The sequence below is a fragment of the Mitsuaria sp. RG genome, assembly GCF_028369275.1.
Taxonomy (GTDB): Bacteria; Pseudomonadota; Gammaproteobacteria; order Pseudomonadales; family Pseudomonadaceae; genus Aquipseudomonas; species Aquipseudomonas peradeniyensis.
Window position 1 is genome coordinate 1 of the sequence record NZ_JAQMYQ010000021.1, and the last position, 18,339, is coordinate 18,339.

At 66.7% G+C, this 18,339-nt stretch carries 19 protein-coding genes; 5 read left to right on the forward strand and 14 right to left on the reverse strand.

Going from position 1 to position 18,339, the window contains the following annotated elements; all coding sequences use genetic code 11:
* Positions 1 to 79: 79 nt before the first annotated feature.
* Both POF53_RS13485 and POF53_RS13490 read right to left on the reverse strand, forming a co-directional pair.
* The gene (locus POF53_RS13485) at positions 80 to 562 is read right to left on the reverse strand and encodes a glutathione peroxidase (protein WP_203650605.1); all 483 of its coding nucleotides are present in this window, start codon (positions 560 to 562) and stop codon (positions 80 to 82) included.
* Positions 563 to 708: 146 nt separating this feature from the next.
* Positions 709 to 1,194 carry an FKBP-type peptidyl-prolyl cis-trans isomerase gene (locus POF53_RS13490; RefSeq protein WP_050706853.1) on the reverse strand — a complete coding sequence of 162 codons (486 nt, stop codon included), beginning with the start codon at positions 1,192 to 1,194 and terminating at the stop codon, positions 709 to 711.
* Between POF53_RS13490 and POF53_RS13495 the strand changes: the two genes are divergently transcribed.
* Together POF53_RS13495 and pta are read left to right on the forward strand one after the other, a co-directional pair.
* A complete protein-coding gene (locus tag POF53_RS13495; protein ID WP_232855704.1) occupies positions 1,193 to 1,495 on the forward strand; it encodes a DUF3565 domain-containing protein in 303 nt (100 codons plus the stop codon). The genes POF53_RS13490 and POF53_RS13495 overlap by 2 nt on opposite strands.
* Positions 1,496 to 1,527: 32 nt before the next feature.
* The gene (pta, locus tag POF53_RS13500) at positions 1,528 to 3,618 is read left to right on the forward strand and encodes a phosphate acetyltransferase (RefSeq protein WP_498968082.1); all 2,091 of its coding nucleotides are present in this window, start codon (positions 1,528 to 1,530) and stop codon (positions 3,616 to 3,618) included.
* A gap of 145 nt (positions 3,619 to 3,763) precedes the next feature.
* Here the strand turns inward: pta and POF53_RS13505 are convergent, their stop codons facing one another.
* The 3 genes from POF53_RS13505 to POF53_RS13515 all read right to left on the reverse strand — a co-directional run bounded on the left by POF53_RS13505 (position 3,764) and on the right by POF53_RS13515 (position 6,355).
* Positions 3,764 to 4,483 carry a YiaD family glycine zipper/OmpA-like lipoprotein gene (locus tag POF53_RS13505; protein ID WP_028689530.1) on the reverse strand — a complete coding sequence of 240 codons (720 nt, stop codon included), beginning with the start codon at positions 4,481 to 4,483 and terminating at the stop codon, positions 3,764 to 3,766.
* A 95-nt stretch (positions 4,484 to 4,578) separates the two neighbouring features.
* Positions 4,579 to 5,220 carry an MBL fold metallo-hydrolase gene (locus POF53_RS13510; protein ID WP_232855705.1) on the reverse strand — a complete coding sequence of 214 codons (642 nt, stop codon included), beginning with the start codon at positions 5,218 to 5,220 and terminating at the stop codon, positions 4,579 to 4,581.
* A 115-nt stretch (positions 5,221 to 5,335) separates the two neighbouring features.
* Entirely contained in the window at positions 5,336 to 6,355 is a 1,020-nt protein-coding gene (locus POF53_RS13515) for a Leu/Phe/Val dehydrogenase (RefSeq protein ID WP_254464320.1), read from the reverse strand.
* A gap of 123 nt (positions 6,356 to 6,478) precedes the next feature.
* Between POF53_RS13515 and POF53_RS13520 the strand changes: the two genes are divergently transcribed.
* Entirely contained in the window at positions 6,479 to 7,285 is an 807-nt protein-coding gene (locus tag POF53_RS13520; RefSeq protein ID WP_203650600.1) for a SirB1 family protein, read from the forward strand.
* On the opposite strand, the gene POF53_RS13525 is transcribed toward POF53_RS13520, so the two are convergent.
* The 4 genes from POF53_RS13525 to hmgA form a co-directional block, all read right to left on the reverse strand.
* The gene (locus POF53_RS13525; RefSeq protein ID WP_232855708.1) at positions 7,274 to 8,623 is read right to left on the reverse strand and encodes an MFS transporter; all 1,350 of its coding nucleotides are present in this window, start codon (positions 8,621 to 8,623) and stop codon (positions 7,274 to 7,276) included. The two genes, POF53_RS13520 and POF53_RS13525, sit on opposite strands and share 12 nt — an antisense overlap.
* Before the next feature lie 185 nt (positions 8,624 to 8,808).
* On the reverse strand, positions 8,809 to 9,438 hold the full coding sequence (maiA, locus tag POF53_RS13530) for a maleylacetoacetate isomerase (protein WP_254464318.1): 630 nt from the start codon (positions 9,436 to 9,438) through the stop codon (positions 8,809 to 8,811).
* A gap of 11 nt (positions 9,439 to 9,449) precedes the next feature.
* Positions 9,450 to 10,742, reverse strand: a complete 1,293-nt coding sequence (gene fahA / locus POF53_RS13535) for a fumarylacetoacetase (RefSeq protein ID WP_254464317.1) — start codon at positions 10,740 to 10,742, stop codon at positions 9,450 to 9,452.
* Between the two features lie 3 nt (positions 10,743 to 10,745).
* Positions 10,746 to 12,047, reverse strand: a complete 1,302-nt coding sequence (gene hmgA, locus POF53_RS13540) for a homogentisate 1,2-dioxygenase (RefSeq protein ID WP_203650594.1) — start codon at positions 12,045 to 12,047, stop codon at positions 10,746 to 10,748.
* Between the two features lie 189 nt (positions 12,048 to 12,236).
* Here hmgA and POF53_RS13545 point away from each other — a divergent pair, with 189 nt between their 5' ends.
* Entirely contained in the window at positions 12,237 to 13,019 is a 783-nt protein-coding gene (locus tag POF53_RS13545; protein ID WP_232855712.1) for an IclR family transcriptional regulator, read from the forward strand.
* A 548-nt stretch (positions 13,020 to 13,567) separates the two neighbouring features.
* Here the strand turns inward: POF53_RS13545 and POF53_RS13550 are convergent.
* The 4 genes from POF53_RS13550 to POF53_RS13565 all read right to left on the reverse strand — a co-directional run bounded on the left by POF53_RS13550 (position 13,568) and on the right by POF53_RS13565 (position 16,740).
* Complete coding sequence (locus POF53_RS13550; RefSeq protein ID WP_254464316.1) at positions 13,568 to 14,482, reverse strand: SDR family oxidoreductase; 915 nt, start codon at positions 14,480 to 14,482, stop codon at positions 13,568 to 13,570.
* Positions 14,483 to 14,598: 116 nt separating this feature from the next.
* Positions 14,599 to 15,504: an alpha/beta fold hydrolase gene (locus POF53_RS13555; RefSeq protein ID WP_110736894.1), complete on the reverse strand. Its 906-nt coding sequence runs from the start codon at positions 15,502 to 15,504 to the stop codon at positions 14,599 to 14,601.
* Positions 15,505 to 15,677: 173 nt separating this feature from the next.
* Complete coding sequence (locus tag POF53_RS13560) at positions 15,678 to 16,364, reverse strand: LrgB family protein (protein WP_203650587.1); 687 nt, start codon at positions 16,362 to 16,364, stop codon at positions 15,678 to 15,680.
* Positions 16,354 to 16,740, reverse strand: coding sequence for a CidA/LrgA family protein (locus POF53_RS13565; protein WP_203650585.1), 387 nt, complete (start codon positions 16,738 to 16,740; stop codon positions 16,354 to 16,356). The genes POF53_RS13560 and POF53_RS13565 overlap by 11 nt, the downstream gene beginning before the upstream one ends.
* Before the next feature lie 100 nt (positions 16,741 to 16,840).
* Between POF53_RS13565 and POF53_RS13570 the strand changes: the two genes are divergently transcribed.
* Positions 16,841 to 17,728 (forward strand): LysR family transcriptional regulator, encoded by an 888-nt coding sequence (locus tag POF53_RS13570; RefSeq protein ID WP_498968088.1) that lies wholly within the window; start codon positions 16,841 to 16,843, stop codon positions 17,726 to 17,728.
* 98 nt (positions 17,729 to 17,826) lie between these two features.
* Here the strand turns inward: POF53_RS13570 and POF53_RS13575 are convergent, their stop codons facing one another.
* The gene (locus POF53_RS13575) at positions 17,827 to 18,282 is read right to left on the reverse strand and encodes a flavodoxin (protein WP_232855715.1); all 456 of its coding nucleotides are present in this window, start codon (positions 18,280 to 18,282) and stop codon (positions 17,827 to 17,829) included.
* Between the last annotated feature and the right edge of the window lie 57 nt (positions 18,283 to 18,339).

Consider the following 18,339-nt stretch of genomic DNA (forward strand, 5'->3'; position numbering starts at 1 on the left):
CCACGCTGGAACCCTGTTCCCTGCGCGACAGCGCAGCCAGGAAGGGCTGCGTAATCTCCTACAGGGGTGTGGGTATGGATCAGCCCAGCGCCTTCTCGATCGCCTGCACCACGGTCGGATCGTCCGGCGCGGTACGCGGGGCAAAACGCGCCAGCACCCGACCATCCTTGCCAACCAGGAACTTCTCGAAGTTCCAGGTGATATCGCCGGGGAACTCGGCGCCCTCGCCCGCCAGCAGGCGGTACAGCGAATGACGCTGCGGGCCGTTGACCTCGAGCTTGGCGCCCAGCGGGAAGCTCACCCCATAGTTGAGGCTGCAGAATTCCTGGATTTCCTTCTCGCTGCCAGGTTCCTGGCCGGCGAACTGGTTGCACGGCAGGCCCAGCACATTGAAGCCCTTGTCCCGGTAATCCTGATACAGGTTCTCCAGGGCCTTGTACTGCGGCGTCAGCCCGCACTTGGAGGCGACATTGACCACCAGCACCACCTGGCCCTTGAACGGGGCCAGCGGCAGGTCCTCACCGTTCAACGCCTTCAACGTCAGGTCGTGAAATGCACTCATGATGAAATCCCCTCTCAGGTTCCCGATTGCCGCTGGGGCGAATCCCGCCCACTAAAAAGGCGCGCGGCCAAACCGTCCACCCTCCTGAGGAGGGCAAGTCCGGCTTGCCCGAGCGCCTGGCGACTCTCTGAGCTTAGCGCAGAAAATCAGTGGTGATGGCCACCTTCACCGTGGATGTGACGGTGAGCGATTTCTTCTTCGCTGGCGTCACGCACGTCGACAACCTTGACCTTGAAGTTCAGGCGCTGACCAGCCAGCGGGTGGTTGCCGTCGACGGTCACGTCGTCGCCGTCGATGTCGCGAATGGTGACGATCTGCATCTGGCCGTCCGGCGCCGAGGCGTGGAACTGCATGCCGACTTCCAGTTGGTCGACGCCTTCGAACATGCTGCGGTTCAGGGTGCTGACCAGTTCGGCCGAGTACTCGCCGTAGGCTTCTTCCGGTTCGATGGCAACGGTCAGCTCGTCACCGGCCTGCTTGCCTTCCAGGGCTTTTTCCAGGCCCGGGATGATGTTGGCGGCACCGTGCAGGTAGACCAGCGGCGCACCACCGGCGGAGCTGTCGATGACCTCACCAGCGTCGTTGGTGAGGGTATAGTCGATGGAGACAGCCTTGTTGGCGGCGATCAGCATGGGGCAAGACCTTTTGCAAAAGAATGTAGAACGGACAAGTGTAACCAACGCATCGACCGATTGCGAACGCGACTCGGACCAAGGGCCGCCCATCAGTCGGATCACCGGCTTTCGCCTCGACGAGGAGGGCCACTGGGTGGTCGAGCTGTCCTGCGGCCACACCCAGCACCTGCGCCACCAGCCGCCGTGGCAGGCGCGGCCCTGGGTGCTCGACGCCGACGAACGCGCCCGACGCATCGGCCAGGTATTCGCCTGTGGCTGGTGCGCACAAGGGGCGGTTAGCGATACCCTTGGCCGCTGAATTCCTTGCACCGCTTATTTCGAGAAGCACGCATGCAGACATTTTTCATCGCGCCGACCGACTTCGGTGTCGGCCTGACCTCCATCAGCCTGGGCCTGGTGCGCACCCTGGAGCGCGCGGGGCTCAAGGTCGGCTTCTTCAAGCCGATCGCCCAGCCGCACCCCGGCGACACCGGCCCGGAGCGTTCCAGCGAACTGGTCGCCCGCACCCACGGCATCAAGCCGCCCACGCCCCTGAGCCTGGGGCATGTCGAGCGCATGCTCGGTGACGGCCAACTCGATGAACTGCTCGAGGAGATCATCCGCCTCTACCAGCAGGCGTGCGTCGGCAAGGACGTGGTGGTGGTCGAGGGCATGGTGCCGACCCGCCACGCCAGCTATGCCGCCCGGGTCAACCTGCACCTGGCCAAGAGCCTCGACGCCGAGGTGATCCTGGTGTCGGCGCCGGAGAACGAGGTACTGAGCGAGCTGTCCGGCCGCGTCGAGCTGCAGGCCCAGTTGTTCGGCGGCCCGCGGGACCCAAAGGTGCTCGGTGTGATTCTCAACAAAGTGCGCACCGACGAAAGCATGGCCGACTTCGCCACGCGCCTGCGCGAGCATTCGCCGCTGCTGCGTGGCAACGACTTCCGCCTGCTCGGCTGCATCCCCTACCAGGCCGAGCTCAACGCCCCGCGAACCCGCGACGTGGCCGAGCTGCTCGGTGCCCAGGTGCTCAACGCCGGCGACTACGACCAGCGGCGCATGAGCAAGATCATCATCTGTGCCCGCACCGTGGCCAACACCGTGCCGCTGCTGACCTCCGGCACCCTGGTGGTGACGCCGGGCGACCGCGACGACATCATCCTCGCCGTGTGCATGGCCGCGATCAACGGCGTGCCCCTGGCAGGCCTGCTGCTGACCAGCGACAGCAAGCCCGACCCGCGCATCCTCGAACTGTGCCGCGGCGCCCTGCAGGCCGGCCTGCCGATCCTGTCGGTGAGCACCGGCTCCTACGACACCGCCAACCAGCTCAACTCGCTGAACCGCGAGATCCCGGTGGACGACCGCGAGCGCGCCGAGTTCATCACCGACTTCGTCGCCGGCCAGTTGGACGCCGCCTGGCTGCACCAGCGTTGCGGCACGCCACGGGAACTGCGCCTGTCGCCGGCGGTGTTCCGCTACCAGCTGATCCAGCGCGCCCAGCAGGCCAACAAGCGCATCGTCCTGCCCGAGGGCGCCGAGCCCCTGCTGGTGCAGGCCGCCGCCCTGTGCCAGGCCCGTGGCATTGCCCGTTGCGTGCTGCTGGCCAAGCCCGAGGACGTGCAGGCCGTGGCCCGCGCCCAGGGCATCAGCCTGCCGCCGGACCTGGAAGTGCTCGACCCCGAGCTGATCCGTGGCCGCTATGTCGAACCCATGGTCGAGCTGCGCAAGAGCAAGAACCTCAACGCGCCGATGGCCGAACAGCAACTGGAAGACCCGGTGGTGATCGGCACCATGATGCTCGCCCTCGGCGAGGTGGACGGCCTGGTCTCCGGCCTGGTGCACTCCACCGCCAACACCATCCGCCCGGCCTTGCAGCTGATCAAGACCGCGCCAGGCAGCATCCTGGTGTCGTCGGTGTTCTTCATGCTGTTCCCCGACCAGGTGCTGGTCTACGGCGACTGCGTGATGAACCCGCACCCCAGTGCCGCGGAGCTCGCCGAAATCGCCCGGCAGAGCGCCGAGTCCGCCGAGTCGTTCGGCATCGCGCCACGGGTGGCGATGCTCAGCTATTCCAGCGATTCGGCGGCCAGCGACGAGGAAGTGGAAAAGGTGCGCGAGGCCACGCGCCTGGCGCAACAGGCCGAGCACGACCTGGTGATCGACGGGCCGTTGCAGTACGACGCCGCTGCCAACCCCGAGATCGCCCGGCAACTGGCGCCGTCGAGCCCGGTGGCCGGACGCGCCACGGTGTTCGTGTTCCCCGACCTGAACACCGGCAACACCACCCACAAGGCGGTACAGCGCAGCGCCGACTGCGTCAGCCTCGGGCCGATGCTGCAGGGGCTGCGCAAACCGGTCAACGACCTGCCCCGTGGGGCGCAGGTGGACGATATCGTGCATACCATCGCGTTGACGGCGATCCAGGCCAGTACCGAGCGCTGAAAACAGATGGGGCCGCTACGCGCCCCTTCGCGGGTAAACCCGCTCCCACAGGTATCGCGCAAGGCCAAAGTCATGCACAAACCCTGTGGGAGCGGGTTTACCCGCGAAGGGCCGCGAAGCAGCCCCATCAGTTCAGAACTATAACTTACGGATACTGCTGCACAGTCCCCTGCTGGTCATACTGCTGACCCGGGATCGGCTTCAGGTTGACCTCGACCCGGCGGTTCTGCGCACGGCCATTGGCGTCGGCGTTGCTGGCGATCGGCTGGTCCGGCCCCATGCCACGCACGCTGACCCGCGACGAGTCCACGCCCTGGGAAGTCAGGTAGGTGCTGACCGCCTGGGCACGGCGCTGCGACAGGTCCATGTTGTGCTGGCGGCTGCCGGTGCTGTCGGTGAAGCCCACCACCTCGATGGTGTTCTGGTTGAACTGCTTGAACGAGTTGGCCAGGTTGTTCAGCGGCGAGTAGAAGCTCGGGGAAATGTTCGCCGAATCGGTGGCGAAGGTGATGTTGCCCGGCATGATCAGCTTGATCTGGTCGCCCTGGCGCTGCACCTCGACGCCGGTGTTGGCCATCTTGGCCCGCAGCTCGGCTTCCTGCTTGTCGGCGTAGTAGCCGTAGCCGGCGGCGGCGGCGCCCACCGCGGCGGCGCCGATCAGCGCGCCCTTGCCGCGGTTGTTGTGATCGATGGCGGCACCGGCGATGGCGCCGGCCAGCGCGCCCAGGCCACCGTACTTGGCGGTCTTGCTCATCCCTGTGGAGCCCTGCGCCTGGCCCTGGTTGTCATACGGGTTGGGGCTGGCACAACCGGACATCAGGGCGGCGGCGGTAGCGACGATAATCAGACGACGCATGGTGAACATGGACAAGCTCCTACTGAAATTCAAAAGTGCAGCGGATCGCCTACGGATCTATGCCAGCCTTGGATTGCAGCGCGGCGGAAAAATTCCATGAAACCTCAGGCGCGCACGAACGGATTCTCGCGCATCTCGTCGCCGAGGCAGGTGTCCGGACCATGACCGGTCACCACGATGGCTTCCTCATCCAGGCGGTACAGCCGTTCCTTGATGGAACGAACGATAGCCCGCTGATCGCCACCCCACAAATCGGTGCGCCCGACACCACGGCGGAACAGGGTATCGCCGGCGATCAGCAGCTTGTGCTCGGCGAACCAGAAACTCATCGAGCCCGGCGTATGCCCTGGGGTGTGCAGCGCCACGCCGCAGCCGCAGGCCAGCTCCTCCTCATCGCTCAGCCAGCGATCCGGCGACGGCACCGGGGTGTAGGGCATGCCGAACATCTGGCACTGCATTTCCAGGTTTTCCCACAGCGGCTGGTCGGCCTTGTGCAGGTGCAGCGTGGCACCGGTCAGCTCCTTGAGCTTGCCCGAGGCGAGGAAATGGTCGAAGTGGGCATGGGTGTGGATGATGCTCACCAGGGTCAGGCCATGGTGCTGCAGGCGGGCGAGGATCTTCTGCTCGTCGCCGCCCGGATCGACGACGATGGCCTTCTTGCTCAGCGGGTCGCCGATCAGGGTGCAGTTGCACTGCAAAGGGCCGACGGGGAAGGTTTCGCGGATAAGGGTGGGTAATGGGTTCATGTCTACCTGGAAACATCACAGATGACGACCGCTCGGAGTCGCCCTGCGCAATAAGACGGAGGTCCTTTCGATGGTATTGAGGAACGATCTTCACCACAAGCGGCCAGTCTGAGCCTCAGCCATACAGCAACCGCTCCGCCAACGTCTGCGCCACCCTTGCCGGCGAGCGTTTCTCCGCCTGGGCATGGGCGAACACCTCGGTCAGCCGCGTGGGAATTCGCGCCAGGTGCGCGGTTATGGTGCCCGCGGCTTCCCCACGATGGGTCAACGCCACATAGATCAACCCGCCCGCATTGATCACGTAGTCAGGTGCATACAGGATCCCCCGATTCTCCAACTGGTCGGCCACCTCCAAGGTGGTCAGCTGGTTGTTCGCCGACCCCGCCACCGCCGCGCAACGCAACTGCATCACACTCTGCCTGTTGAGCACCGGCCCCACGCCACAGGGGGCGAAGATGTCGCACGGGGTGCTGATCAAGGCCTCATGGGCCACCGGTTGGGCACTGAACTGCTCCACCGCCAGGCGCACCTTGCCTGGGTCCAGGTCGCTGACCAGCAACTCGGCGCCCGCCGCATGCAGTTGCTCGGCCAGGGCATAGCCCACGTTGCCCAGGCCCTGCACCGCCACCCGCAGGCCCTCCAGGTTGTCGCTGCCCAGCCGGGCCATGGAGGTGGCGCGGATGCCAGCGAACACGCCCATGGCCGCGTGGGGCGACGGGTCGCCCGAGGCGGTGGTGCTGGTCACGTAGGGGGTAGACTGGGCGATGCAGTCCATGTCGAGGGTCGAGGTGCCGCTGTCCACCGCCGTGATGAAACGCCCCTGGAGGCTGTCGACGAAGCGGCCGAAGGCCTGGAACAGCGCTGCGCGGTTCTCCACGTGCGGATTGCGCACGATCACCGCCTTGCCACCGCCCATCGGCAGCCCGGCCAGGGCCGCCTTGTAGCTCATGCCCTGGGCCAGGCGGATGGCGTCGGTCATGGCGCTCTCGTCGTCGGCATAGGGCAGGTAGCGGCAGCCGCCCATGGCCGGTCCCAGCTGTTCGCTGTGAATCACCACCACGGCCTTCAGGCCCGTGGGTGGGTCGATGAACAGGTGCAGTGACTGGGCGCGGGTGCTTTGCATGAGCTCGAACATGGACGGGCTCCCCAACGAGGTGCTCCTACCAGTATAAACAGGTCGAGGCCGGACACCGCACGGGCGGACCACTGGACGAAAAGCCGCGCCAGGGCTACAAGTTAAGCGTGATGGAGAGGTCCCATGAACCCACGCCAAGCCTGCCTGGCCTGCCTGGAACGCGAGCCGGTCGCCCTGCTGGAGGCCACCCTGTGGATCGCCGCCGAGCATGACCGCAACGTCGAGCCCGCGGCCGGCCTGGCCCGGCTACACGAACTGCAACGCGACGTCAGCACCAACCTGCCGATGCTGCCGCTCAACGAGCTGGCCCAGCCCTTGCTGCGCCAGCTCAACGCCCTGGGTTACCAGCAGGACGAGTACCACCCGCTGCGACCGCAGGCGGCCTTGATGGACAAGGTGCTGCAACGCCGTCGCGGCCAGCCGTTGCTGTTGGCCATTCTCGCCCTGGAGCTGGCCCGCCGCCTGTCGATTCCCTTGGAAGGCGTCAATTTCCCCGGCCACTTCCTGCTGCGCGTGCCCGGCGCCGATCACCTGCTCGACCCCTGCGGCGGTCGTCGCCTCTACCCCAACGACTGCCGCGAACTGCTCGCCCGCCAGTTCGGCCCGCAGATGCCGCTGACCGCCGAACACCTGCGCAGCGCCTCGCCGATGCAGATGCTCCAGCGCCTGTCGCGCAACCTGCGCCAGTTGCACAGCAGTAACGACAACGACCTGGCCGCGCTGGTCGATGCCGAACGGGTCATGCAACTGGGTCCGGTGCAGGTCAACGACTACCTGGCCCGCGCCACGCTGTACCAGCATCTGGACTGCCCCCAGGCCGAACGCTTCGACCTGGAACACGCCCTGCTGCTGACCGACGACCCGCTGCAACGCCTGAAACTCAGCGAACGCATCGGCCAACTGCCCAGCGGCAAGCGCTCAATCCACTAGCGCTTCAGCCTTGGGCGCCACTTCACGTGGCCGTGGCGCCCGCACCTGGCTGACCAGCAGCGCCCCAAGCAATGCCGGGATGGCGCAGAAGAAGAAGATCTGCTCCACCGGCATGTGCAGGGTCAGCAGCAAGCTACCGATAAGCGGTCCAAGGATCGAGCCGAAGCGCCCGACGCCCAGGGCCCAGCCGGTGCCTGTGGCGCGCACCTGGGCCGGGTAGAAGTTGCTGACGAAGGCATTGAGCGTCAGCTGGCCACCGATGATGCAGAAGCCTGCGGCGAACACGCTGGGCACCAGCCAGCGCGGGTCGTCGTGGTTGAGGCCGACCAGCACGCTGAAAACTGCCGCCCCCAGCAATACGCCGGCCAACAGGTGGGCCTTGTTCTTCATTCGGTCGGCGCACCAGGCCAGGCACACCGCGCCGAATGTGCCGGCGAACAGGAACAGCGAAGTGACCAGGTTGGCCTGGTTCAGCGCCAGGCCGCTTTCCTGCAGCAGCGACGGCAGCCAGCTGATCATGAAATACAGCAGGATCAGGCTGACGAAGAAGGTGCCCCACAGCAGCAAGGTCGGCCGGGCGAAACCGTCGCGGAACAACGCGACCATGGTGAGCTTGCTGTCCGCTGGCTCATCGCTGGCGACCTGTGCCGCCGGCACCTGCCAGCCCGGCAGCAGGCGGGTGGCAATCCTTTGCAACCGGGCATACGGCGGCGCATCGCGCAGCAGGCGCGGCAGCGACTCGGGCAGGTACAAGGCCAGGAACGGGAACAACAGCAGCGGCGCCACGCCACCGGCGAGAAACACCGCCTGCCAGCCGTAATGGTCGATGAAGCCCGCAGCGACGAAACCACCCGCCGCTCCGCCCAGGGAAAAGCCGCAGGCCGCCAGGGTCACCATCAGGGTGCGCAGTCGAGGCGGCGCGTAGTCGGCCATCAGCGCCATGGCGCTGGGCATGGCGCCGCCCATGCCGATGCCGCAGAGAAAACGCGCCAGCATCAGGCTGTCGAGCGAGGTGGCAAACACCATCAGCACCGTCAGGCTGGCGTACAGCAGCACGCAGCACAGCAGCACCCGACGCACGCCGAAGCGGTCGGCCAGTGGCGTAACCGCCAGCGAGCCGACCGTCAGGCCCAGCAGGTTGGCGCTGAACACCGGCCCGAAGGCGGCCTTTTCCAGGCCCCAGTCCTGGGCCAGCGCGGGAATCACATAGCCCAGCACCTGGGCGTCATAACCATCGGTGACCAACAGCAGGATCAACAGCAGCAGCAGGCGCCATTGGTAGGGTGACACCGGGCGCGCGTCGAGCGCCGCGCGAAAGCTGGCTATCTGGTTATGCATCGCAAGGTACCTGTCTTTTATTGTTATGCCATGGGATCGCGATGGTCGTTGCAGGAGCTAGCTCCTGCGGGCTGAAGCAGTACCTGTGGGAGCGGGTTTACCCGCGAAAGCGTCGGTGGCCTCACCCTTGCATTCGCGGGTAAACCCGCTCCCACAGTGCCCCTGCCAACACAATGAGTTTGTGGTCAGTCGGGGGTGTCGGGCTGCCTCGCCGGGTGGGCCTGGTGGAAGGCCGGGTGCTGCTCGGCCAGGGCGGCCACCCGGCGAATGCGCGGGTAGCCACCAAGGTCGATGTTGAAGCGCTCGGCCGCGTACAGCTGCGGGATCAGGTAGACGTCGGCCAGGCCCGGCGTCGCCCCGAAGCAGAAGCCCTCATCGCCGATCAATTGCTCGACCGCCGCCAGCCCCTGGCTGATCCAGTGGCCGATCCACTGGTTGACCTGGGCCTCTTCGTGCCCCAACTGACGTAACTGGTTGAGCACGCTGACGTTGTGCAATGGGTGGATATCGCAACCGATGATCGCCGCCACGCCGCGCACCCTGGCCCGGGCTTCAGGTCCACGGGGCAGCAGTGGCGTTTCGGGGAAGGCTTCCTCCAGGTACTCGATGATCGCCGGCGACTGCACCAGCAGCTCGCCGCTCTCCAGGCGCAGGGCCGGCACCCGGCCCTGGGGGTTGAGCGCCAGATAGTCCGCGCCGCGCTGCTCGCCCTTGAGCAGGTTCACAGGCAAGGCCTGGTAATCCAGGCCCTTGAGCGCCAGGGCAATGCGTACCCGAAACGACGAGGTGGAGCGGTAGTAGGTGAACAGTTCCATCGCCCTGCCCCTCAGTTGGCCGCGACGATGGTGCCGCGGCACTCGCCGAAGCCGATGCTGGCCACGCCCTCGCGCACGCAACGGGCGCGCAGGATGATCTCGTCGCCGTCCTCGAGGAACTTGCGCACCTCGCCACTGGCCAGTTCCACCGGGTGCTTGCCGCCTTCGGTGATCTCCAGCAGGCTGCCGAACGACCCCGGCGCGGCGCCCGACAGGGTGCCCGAGCCGAACAGGTCGCCCGGTTGCAGCTGGCAGCCGTTGACGCTGTGGTGGGCGACCATCTGCGCCACGGTCCAGTACATGCTGCGGGTGCTGCTCAGGGTCAGGCGATGAGCCGGCAGGTTCTGCTCGCGCATGCGCTCGGTCAGCAGCAGCACTTCCAGCTCGATGTCGAAGGCGCCGGCGGCCTGGTCGCGCTTGTCCAGCAGGTACGACAGCGGCTGCGGGTCACCCTCCGGACGGGCCGGCTGGGCGCAACGGAACGGTTCCAGGGCCTCGGCGGTGACGACCCATGGCGACACCGTGGTGATGAAGCTCTTGGACAGGAACGGGCCCAGCGGCTGGTATTCCCAGGCCTGGATGTCCCGCGCCGACCAGTCGTTGAGCAGGCAGAAGCCGGCCACGTGCTCGGCGGCATCGCCCACCGGGATTGGCTGGCCCATGTCATTGCCTTGGCCGATCCAGATGCCCAGTTCCAGCTCGTAGTCCAGGCGCGCGCAAGGGCCGAAGCTCGGCTCGGTCTGGCCCGCCGGCAGGGTCTGGCCCTTGGGACGGCGCACATCGGCGCCGGAGGCACGGATGGTCGAGGCGCGGCCGTGGTAGCCGATCGGCACGTGCTTGTAGTTGGGCAGCAGCGGGTTGTCCGGGCGGAACAGCTTGCCAACGTTCTTGGCGTGCTCGATGCCGACATAGAAGTCGGTGTAGTCACCGATCTTCGCCGGCAGGTGCAGCTGGCATTCGCTGGCCGGGTACAGCGCGGCCTTCAGCGCAGCCTGGTGCTCGCTGCCCTCGCCCAGCAGTACCAGCAGGCGCTCGCGCAGGGCCACGCGGGCCGCCCGGCCGAGGGCGAAGAAAGCGTTCAGCGCGCCGCCGACGGTGGCTTCGACGGCGGCCTTGGCCGCACCGTCGAACAGGCCGGCGGCCAGCACGACCTCGAGGTCGAGGATCGCGTCGCCGATGGCCACGCCGCAACGTGGCGCCTGCCCTGGGCGGCTGAAGATGCCCAGGGGCAGGTTCTGCAGCGGGAAGTCGCGGTGCCCGTTGGCGTGCTCGACCCAGCTGCGGGCAATGGCGTTGTGGTTCATCGGTTATCTCCGGTTCGGGTTGAAGGTGCTCGGCAAGGTGGCCCAGCAACTATCGTAGTCGGCCTGCAACTGCGGGCTTTCGAGGGCCTGGCGGCTCGGACGCAGCACCTGGCTGGTCTCGAACATGAAGGCCATGGTGTTGTCGATCTTGTGCGGCGCCAGGTCCACCGAGATGGCCTTGTCGCAGGTCTCGGCGTCCGGGCCGTGGGCACTCATCACCCCGTGCAGCGAGGCGCCGCCGGGCAGGAAGCCTTCGGCCTTGGCATCGTAGGCGCCGTGGATCAGGCCCATGAACTCGTTCATCAGGTTGCGGTGGAACCATGGTGGACGGAAGGTGTTCTCGGCCACCATCCAGCGCGGCGGGAAGATCACGAAGTCCATGTTGGCCATGCCATGCACGCTGGTGGGCGAGGTCAGCACGGTGAAGATCGACGGATCGGGGTGGTCGAAACTGACCGTGCCGATGGTGTTGAAGCGGCGCAGGTCGTACTTGTACGGCACGTTGCTGCCGTGCCAGGCAACCACGTCCAGCGGCGAATGCTGCAGCTCGCAGGCCCAGTGTTCGCCGAGGAACTTCTGCACCAGCTGCACCGGGCCGGTGCTTTCTTCGTAATGGGCGACCGGGGTGAGGAAGTCACGCGGGTTGGCCAGGCCGTTGCTGCCGATCGGGCCGAGGTCCGGAATGCGCAGCGGCGCACCGTGGTTCTCGGCGATGTAGCCACGGGCCTGGGCATCGAGCAGTTCGACCCGGAACTTCATGCCCCGTGGGATCACCGCGATCTCCAGCGGCTCGACCACGAGCACGCCCAGCTCGGTGGCGATGCGCAGGCGGCCTTGCTCGGGCACCAGCAGCAGCTCGCCGTCGGCATTGAAGAACACCCGCTCCATGGAACGGTTGGCGCGGTAGATGTAGATGCTCACGCCAGCCGGCTTTTCCGATGCCGAGTTGGCCACCATGGGCACCCAACCGTCAATGAAGTCGGTCGGTTCGGACGGGATCGGCTGGGGGCTCCAACGCAGGCGATTGGGGTTGATGGCGCCCAGCGCGCCGGTCAGCGGCTGGCGCTCCAGACGCTCGAAACGCGGGTGCAGCGCCGACGGGCGAATGCGGTACAGCCAGGTACGGCGCAGTTCGCTGCGGGTCATGGTGAAGGCAGTGCCCGACAGCAGCTCGGCGTACAGCCCATAGGGCGCCTTCTGCGGCGAGTTCTGCCCGACCGGCAGGGCGCCGGGCAAGGCTTCGCTGGCGAATTCGTTGCCGAAGCCGCTCAGGTACTCGAGTTCAGGGGAAGTGTCGCGGGTCATCGGTGCCTCCGGGCTGCTGGGAGCCGTTGCGGGCAGCTGGCTGCGGGCCCGATCCTGAAACCGGCACCAAGGGCGGCAGCGCGTCTGCATTGTTTTTATCGTAATCAGATTACGAATAACGTAATTTGCCCGCGCGCAGGCGTCAAGCTATAAAGGCGCCACTCCATGAAATCTGCATAGAAGCCCCCCATGGCCAAAGCCAGCAGCAGTGCCGACAACGGCAAACAGAAGGTCCGCTCGGCGGAAGTCGGCACCGACATCCTCAAGGCCCTGGCCGAACTCTCCCCCTCCACCTCGCTGTCACGCCTGGCCGAGCATGTCGAGATGCCTGCGAGCAAGGTGCACCGCTACCTGCAGGCACTGATCGCCAGCGGCTTCGCCGAGCAGGACCCGGCCACCAACCACTACGGGCTCGGGCGCGAGGCGTTGCGGGTGGGCATGGCGGCCCTGGGCAGCATCGATGTGCTGAAGGTCGCGGCGCTGCCGCTGTCGCAGCTGCGCGACGAGCTCAACGAAAGCTGCTTCATCGCCGTGTGGGGCAACCAGGGCGCGACCGTGGTGAGCATCGAGCCAGCGGTGCGGGCGGTGACGGTGGTGACCCAGATCGGCTCGGTGCTGCCGTTGCTGAGCTCGTCCACCGGGCTGGTGTTCGCTGCCCATCTGCCCGAACGGGAGACCGTGGAGCTGCGCGACCAGGAGCTGGCCACGCTCGGCCAGAAGGCGGACGACTATGCGCCCCTGCTGGAGCAGATCCGCCAGCGCGGCCTGCACCATGTGCACGGGTTGCTGATGCCGGGGGTGGATGCGCTGTCCGCGCCGGTGTTCAACGCCATGGGCCAGGTCGCCGCGGTGATGACCGTGGTCGGGCCGACCTCGATCTTCCATGCCGACGAGCACGGCCCGGCCGCCCGACGCCTGCTCGCCGCCACCCAGGCCACCAGTTGGCGGATGGGATACGGCGCGGATCAGTGAAAGGGCTTACAAAGCATTACGGATTTTCACTGCACAGGCTGGCTATAGTCCGCCTTGCACTTTTACCCGAAACGTAAAGGTGAATGTCATAAGCGGCTATTTTTCCCGCGGGTTCAAGCGCTTATTCTGATCTCACTGGCCGGCACGAAGGGCTCTCCCCCCCGCCTTTCGCGCCCGCTCAGGTTCACCGACGTTGATTTTGAAGCTCCTTGATCTAACGTCTCGATTGGCCGCTGCGATTGCAGCGGCCTTTTTTATTTGTGCAAGAATCGCTTGGCAAAATCTGGTGGGAATGGGCTGGTTGAGAGCGGGCTTGGTACGGGCTGCGTGCGAGCGGGGGCTGCGTACGAGCGGGTATGCGAGCGAGGCTGCATGGGAGCGGGCTTGCCCCGCGATCACGGGCGAAGCCCGTGCCATGTGGCGCCGTTGCCTGGACCGGCCTCATCGCGGGGCAAGCCCGCTCCCACGCATACCCCGCTCGCATGCCCGCTCACAAGCCTGCTCACATGCCACGCACGCAAACCCGACCATGCCGTGATACGCGCGCCTCAACCCAACGGATGCTTTTGCAGGTTCGCCATCATCTGCTGCAACGCCTGCAGGCTGTCCTGCGGATGCCCGGCACCCTCGAAGTCGCCAATCCGCGCCCAGTTGTCCGCCACCTGCTCGGGCGTGAACCCTTCCCGCGGGTCGAAACCCACGCCCTGGCTGCGCTCCCAGCGCACCTTGCCGACCCAGCCGCCGCCCACCTCGAACAGCTCGCCGCTGTCCTGGCACTGATCGCTGCCCAGGTACACCACCAGCGGGCTGATCAGCTCGGGTTGCAGCCGCTCGAACACCTGCGGCGGGATCAGCCCCTCGGTCATGCGCGTGCCGCCGGTCGGGGCGATGGCGTTGACCAGGATGCCGTGCTTGCGGCCTTCGATGGCCAGGGTGCGGGTCAGCCCGTAAAGGCCGAGCTTGGCCATGCCGTAGTTGGCCTGGCCGAAGTTGCCGTAGATGCCCGAAGTGGACGAGGTGAAGATCACCCGCCCCCAGTTCTGCGCCCGCAGGTGCGGCCAGGCGGCGTGGGTAACCTTGTAGGCGCCCTCGACGTGCACGCGATAGACCAGCTCCCAGTCGCTGTCCTCCATCTTGTGGAAGGTCTTGTCGCGCAGGATGCCGGCGTTGTTGACCAGCACATCGACGCGGCCGTAGGTATCCAGGGCCTGCTCGACGATGCGTGCGCCGTCGGTGACCGAGTCATGGTTGGCGATCGCCGAACCGCCCGCGGCGCGGATCTCCTCCACCACGCGGTCGGCCGCCGTTGCGTTGGCGCCTTCGCCGTGGGTCGACCCGCCCAGGTCGTTGACCACCACCCGCGCGCCGCGCGCGGCGAACAGCAGCGCATGGGCCCGGCCCAGGCCGCCACCGGCCCCCGTGACGATCACCACTCGATCCTGCAGACGTACTGGTTCGCTCATGCTCAAGGCTCCTGGCAATGAAGGGATGCAACGCAGTCTCCGCCAGCCGCCGGGGCCGGGCAATCAAGCGCACCGTGGCGAATGCCGCCCGATAACGCCCGGCGATGATCGCCCGGTCAGGACCAGGCGACCTTCAGCGGCACATAGCTCATCGGTTGCTCACGAAAGGCCAGGTAGTGGCGCAGCACCTGCACCGGCGCCTCGGTGTGCGGGTAATGGCCGATGCCCTGCAGCACCACGGTGTCGGGCTCCGGCACCAGTTCGCGGTAGCGTTCGACCATGTGCGCGCCGGACAAAGGATCCACCGCGCCATTGATGAAGCGCAGCGGCACGCCCGGGCGTTGCAGCGCCGCGACCCAGCGTTCGCGCTGGGCCCTGCGCTCGGGCAGGAAGCTGATAAGCCGGTGCAGGATGCGTGGGCCGCGGTTGGAGGCGATCAGGCTCCAGTAGTCGTCCAGGGCGCTTTCGCTGGGGTGGGTGCAGGGGCCGTAGACCTGGGTGACGTTGCGCACCAGGTCGTCGCGCCCGAACGAGCGCCCGACCAGCCAGCCCAGGCGGCTGAGCAGCAGCTTTTGCACCAGCAGCACGCGGCAACTCTCGGGGAACAGCCCACTGTTGAGGAACACGCAACTGGCCACCTCCAGCCGCTGTTCATGGTGCCTGGCCAGCAGCTCCTGGGCGACACTGCCGCCGTAGTCATGGGCCAGCAGGTGCACCGGCTGGTCGATGTGCAGGTGCGCCAGCAACGCCTGCTGCAGGTCGGCCTGCTCGAGCAGGCTGTAGTCGTGGTCCGCGGGCTTGGCCGAGTCGCCGAAGCCGAGCATGTCGCAGGCCACCACGCGAAAACGCTGGGTCAGGGGTGCCCACAGGTAGTGCCAATCCCAGCTGGCCGTGGGGAAACCGTGAAGCAATAGCAGGGGCTCTCCTTGCCCTGCCGTCCAGTAGCGGATGCTCTGGCCCCGGAAGGTGAAACCCTGGCTCCGGGTGCGCCAGACGCACAATGGAATCTCGGCCAGTGGCATCACGGTCGTCCCGGTGGATAAGTGTCGGAAGAGGGCAAGGCTGCGTTCATTGCATGTCACCTCGGCACATACATGTGCTCTCTATGTCGAGGCTCAGTCTAGAAGCCTATACGAAGGTGATAAGTCGCCTTGGCAGCCAGCCTGATGACCGTGCGAGTCAGTGGCACGAACGGTCAGATCAACTTCATCAAAAGCGGCGCCGCCAGCAGGTTGAGCAGCCCGGTCAGGACCATGACCAGGCCGGCCACCGAGCCCTCCTCGCGGCCGACCTCCTGGGCCCGGCTGACGCCCGCACCATGGGCGCCGACGCCGAACAGCGCGCCCCGCGCCAACGGCGTGCGCAGTGGCAGCCAGCGCAGCAGGATGCCGCCGAACATCGCCCCGAGCACGCCGGTGAACATCACGAACACCGCCGTCAGCTCCGGCACGCCGCCCAGGTCCTGGGCCACCGGCATGGCGAACGGCGTGGTGATCGAGCGCGGCAGCAGCGACAGGCTGACCGCATCGTCCAGCGCCAGCAGGTGCGCCAGCGCCCAGGAACTGCCGATCGAGGCCACGCTGCCGGCCAGCATGCCCACCAGCAGCGCCGGCCAGTGGCGCGCCAGCAGTGCCCGCTGCTGCCAGATCGGCACCGCGAAGGCGACGGTGACCGGGCCCAGCACGCCCATCAGCCAGTGGGTGTTGCGGGCATATTCGGCGTAGGCGGTGTGCAGCGGCACGGCCACCGCCAGCAGCAGCGCCGGCACCAGGATCAGCGGCGACAGCAGGTAGCGCCCGCTGCGCCGGTACAGCCAGCGGCTGCCCAGGTAGGCGCCCAGGGTCAACGCCAGCCAGAACAGCGGCATGGGTTCAAGGCTCATGGCGCAACCTCCAGCGGCAAACCAGTTCCACGGTCAGCGCGGTGACCACCATCACCAGCAGCGTGCTCAGGGCGATCACCAGCAGGATGCGCCAGCCTTCGCTGCGCAGCAGGCTGCCGTAGTCGAGCAGGCTCATCAGCGCCGGGATGAAGAACAGCAGCATCTCGGCCATCAGCCAGCCGGCGCCCAGTTGCAGGGTGGCCGGCTTGAGCACGCCGGTCGCGAACAGCACCAGCAGCAGCGCCAGGCCCATCACCCCGGCGGGGATCGGCCAGGCCAGCCAGGCGGCCAGCTGGCCACCGATCAGGAACAGGCCCAGCAACACCGTCAGCTCGGCGAGCAGGCGCAGGGTTTTCTTCAGCAATTCAGGATTCATGGCGGGGTTCCTCGACAACGTGCCCATTGTAGAAGTCGCGTACCTAGGCCAGAAGCGAATTGTTAGACTGGCAGCCATTCCAGAATGGAATCGAGCGATCATGGAATTCAAACAGCTGCGCAGTTTTATCGAGGTCGTTCACAAGGGCGGCTTCACCCAGGCGGCGACCACCCTGCACATCAGCCAGTCGGCGGTGAGCAAGCAGGTCGCCCAGCTGGAACAGGCTATCGGCCAGCCCCTGCTGGAACGTCAGGGTTCGCAATTGCTGCTGACCGCCGCCGGGCGCATCGTCCTGGAGCGGGGCGAGGCGCTGTTGCGCCAGCGCCAGGAGCTGCAGAGCGAACTGGACGACCTCAGCCAGATGGCCCGCGGCGAGCTGCGCCTGGGCCTACCGCTGCTGGGCAGCGACGCGTTGTTCGCCGGGTTGTTCGCCGAGTACCGGCGGCGGCATCCGAACATCTCGATCCAACTGCTCGAAGGCGGCAGCCGCCTGGTCGAGCAGGCGGTGAGAAGCGGCGAGCTGGAACTGGGCGGCAGCCTGACGCCGAGCGATCCGGCGTTCGATTACCAAGCCTTTTGCAATGAGCCACTGGAGGCACTGCTGCCCGCCGGCCACCCGCTGGCCGGGCAAGCCGACGTCGCCCTGGCGCAACTGGCCGACACGCCGTTCCTGCTGTACCAGCGCAGCTTCGTGTTGAATGATCGGTTGCTCAGTGCCTGCCAGCAGGAGGGTTTTACGCCCAGGGAAGGCGGACGCAGCGGCCAGGCGGACTTTCTCGCCGCGCTGGTGGCGGCCGGTCAAGGCGTGGTGTTGCTGCCGGCGATCGTCGCGCGGGCGCTGGAGCGGTCCGGGGTGGTGCGTTTGCCGTTGCGGGCGCCGGAACATCTGCGCTGGGATATCGCCTTCATCTGGCGGCGCGGGGCTTATCTGTCGCGGGCGGCGCAGGCGTGGCTGGCGTTGTTGCGCGAACATTCAGCCATTCGTTGAGGCGACCGGCCCTATCGCGGGGCAAGCCCGCTCCCACGAGCATCATGCAGCTTTCGTGGGAGCGGGCTTGCCCCGCGATAGGACCGGTCCAGGCAACATCAGCCTTCAAGGGCAGCCACAAACTCCGCCAACCACGGCTCGGCATCGGTCTCCGGCGTCACGGTCTCGCTGGCATCGAGCCGCAGCATCGGCAACACCTCGTTCACCCCCAGCTCGGCAAACAGCTCGCGCATCTGCTCGCCGCCGCCGCAGTAGGTGTCGCCATAGCTCGAGTCGCCCAGGCCGATCACCGCCCCCGGCAAACCACGCCAGGCCGCCGGCAGCACGTCACGAATGGTGCTGTACAGCGGCATCAGGCTGTCGGGCAGTTCACCCATGCCGGTGGTCGAGGTCACTGCCAACAACGCATCCGGGGCAAAGCCCTCGATGTCCTGCAGGGTGGCGCGGGCGGCGTGCCAGGCTTCAAGGCCGGCGGCCTTGAGCAGCGACTCGGCGTGACGGGCGACTTCTTCGGCGGTGCCGTATACCGAACCGGAAATAATGGCGACTTTCATCGGGTGAGGATTCCGAAACTGAGTGAAAACGTAGGATACTAACACTCGACAGTGGCA

Coding starts and splice junctions, on each gene's coding strand:
- POF53_RS13495 (WP_232855704.1), top strand. CDS start 1,193: ATGGGGCAAGACCTTTTGCAAAAGAATGTAGAACGGACAAGTGTAACC.
- POF53_RS13485 (WP_203650605.1), bottom strand. CDS start 562: ATGAGTGCATTTCACGACCTGACGTTGAAGGCGTTGAACGGTGAGGAC.
- POF53_RS13505 (WP_028689530.1), bottom strand. CDS start 4,483: ATGTTCACCATGCGTCGTCTGATTATCGTCGCTACCGCCGCCGCCCTG.
- POF53_RS13560 (WP_203650587.1), bottom strand. CDS start 16,364: ATGAGCCTTGAACCCATGCCGCTGTTCTGGCTGGCGTTGACCCTGGGC.
- POF53_RS13510 (WP_232855705.1), bottom strand. CDS start 5,220: ATGAACCCATTACCCACCCTTATCCGCGAAACCTTCCCCGTCGGCCCT.
- POF53_RS13520 (WP_203650600.1), top strand. CDS start 6,479: ATGAACCCACGCCAAGCCTGCCTGGCCTGCCTGGAACGCGAGCCGGTC.
- maiA (WP_254464318.1), bottom strand. CDS start 9,438: ATGGAACTGTTCACCTACTACCGCTCCACCTCGTCGTTTCGGGTACGC.
- POF53_RS13525 (WP_232855708.1), bottom strand. CDS start 8,623: ATGCATAACCAGATAGCCAGCTTTCGCGCGGCGCTCGACGCGCGCCCG.
- POF53_RS13555 (WP_110736894.1), bottom strand. CDS start 15,504: ATGCCACTGGCCGAGATTCCATTGTGCGTCTGGCGCACCCGGAGCCAG.
- POF53_RS13575 (WP_232855715.1), bottom strand. CDS start 18,282: ATGAAAGTCGCCATTATTTCCGGTTCGGTATACGGCACCGCCGAAGAA.
- POF53_RS13570 (WP_498968088.1), top strand. CDS start 16,841: ATGGAATTCAAACAGCTGCGCAGTTTTATCGAGGTCGTTCACAAGGGC.
- hmgA (WP_203650594.1), bottom strand. CDS start 12,047: ATGACCCGCGACACTTCCCCTGAACTCGAGTACCTGAGCGGCTTCGGC.
- POF53_RS13515 (WP_254464320.1), bottom strand. CDS start 6,355: ATGTTCGAGCTCATGCAAAGCACCCGCGCCCAGTCACTGCACCTGTTC.
- pta (WP_498968082.1), top strand. CDS start 1,528: ATGCAGACATTTTTCATCGCGCCGACCGACTTCGGTGTCGGCCTGACC.
- POF53_RS13545 (WP_232855712.1), top strand. CDS start 12,237: ATGGCCAAAGCCAGCAGCAGTGCCGACAACGGCAAACAGAAGGTCCGC.
- POF53_RS13565 (WP_203650585.1), bottom strand. CDS start 16,740: ATGAATCCTGAATTGCTGAAGAAAACCCTGCGCCTGCTCGCCGAGCTG.
- POF53_RS13550 (WP_254464316.1), bottom strand. CDS start 14,482: ATGAGCGAACCAGTACGTCTGCAGGATCGAGTGGTGATCGTCACGGGG.
- POF53_RS13490 (WP_050706853.1), bottom strand. CDS start 1,194: ATGCTGATCGCCGCCAACAAGGCTGTCTCCATCGACTATACCCTCACC.
- fahA (WP_254464317.1), bottom strand. CDS start 10,742: ATGAACCACAACGCCATTGCCCGCAGCTGGGTCGAGCACGCCAACGGG.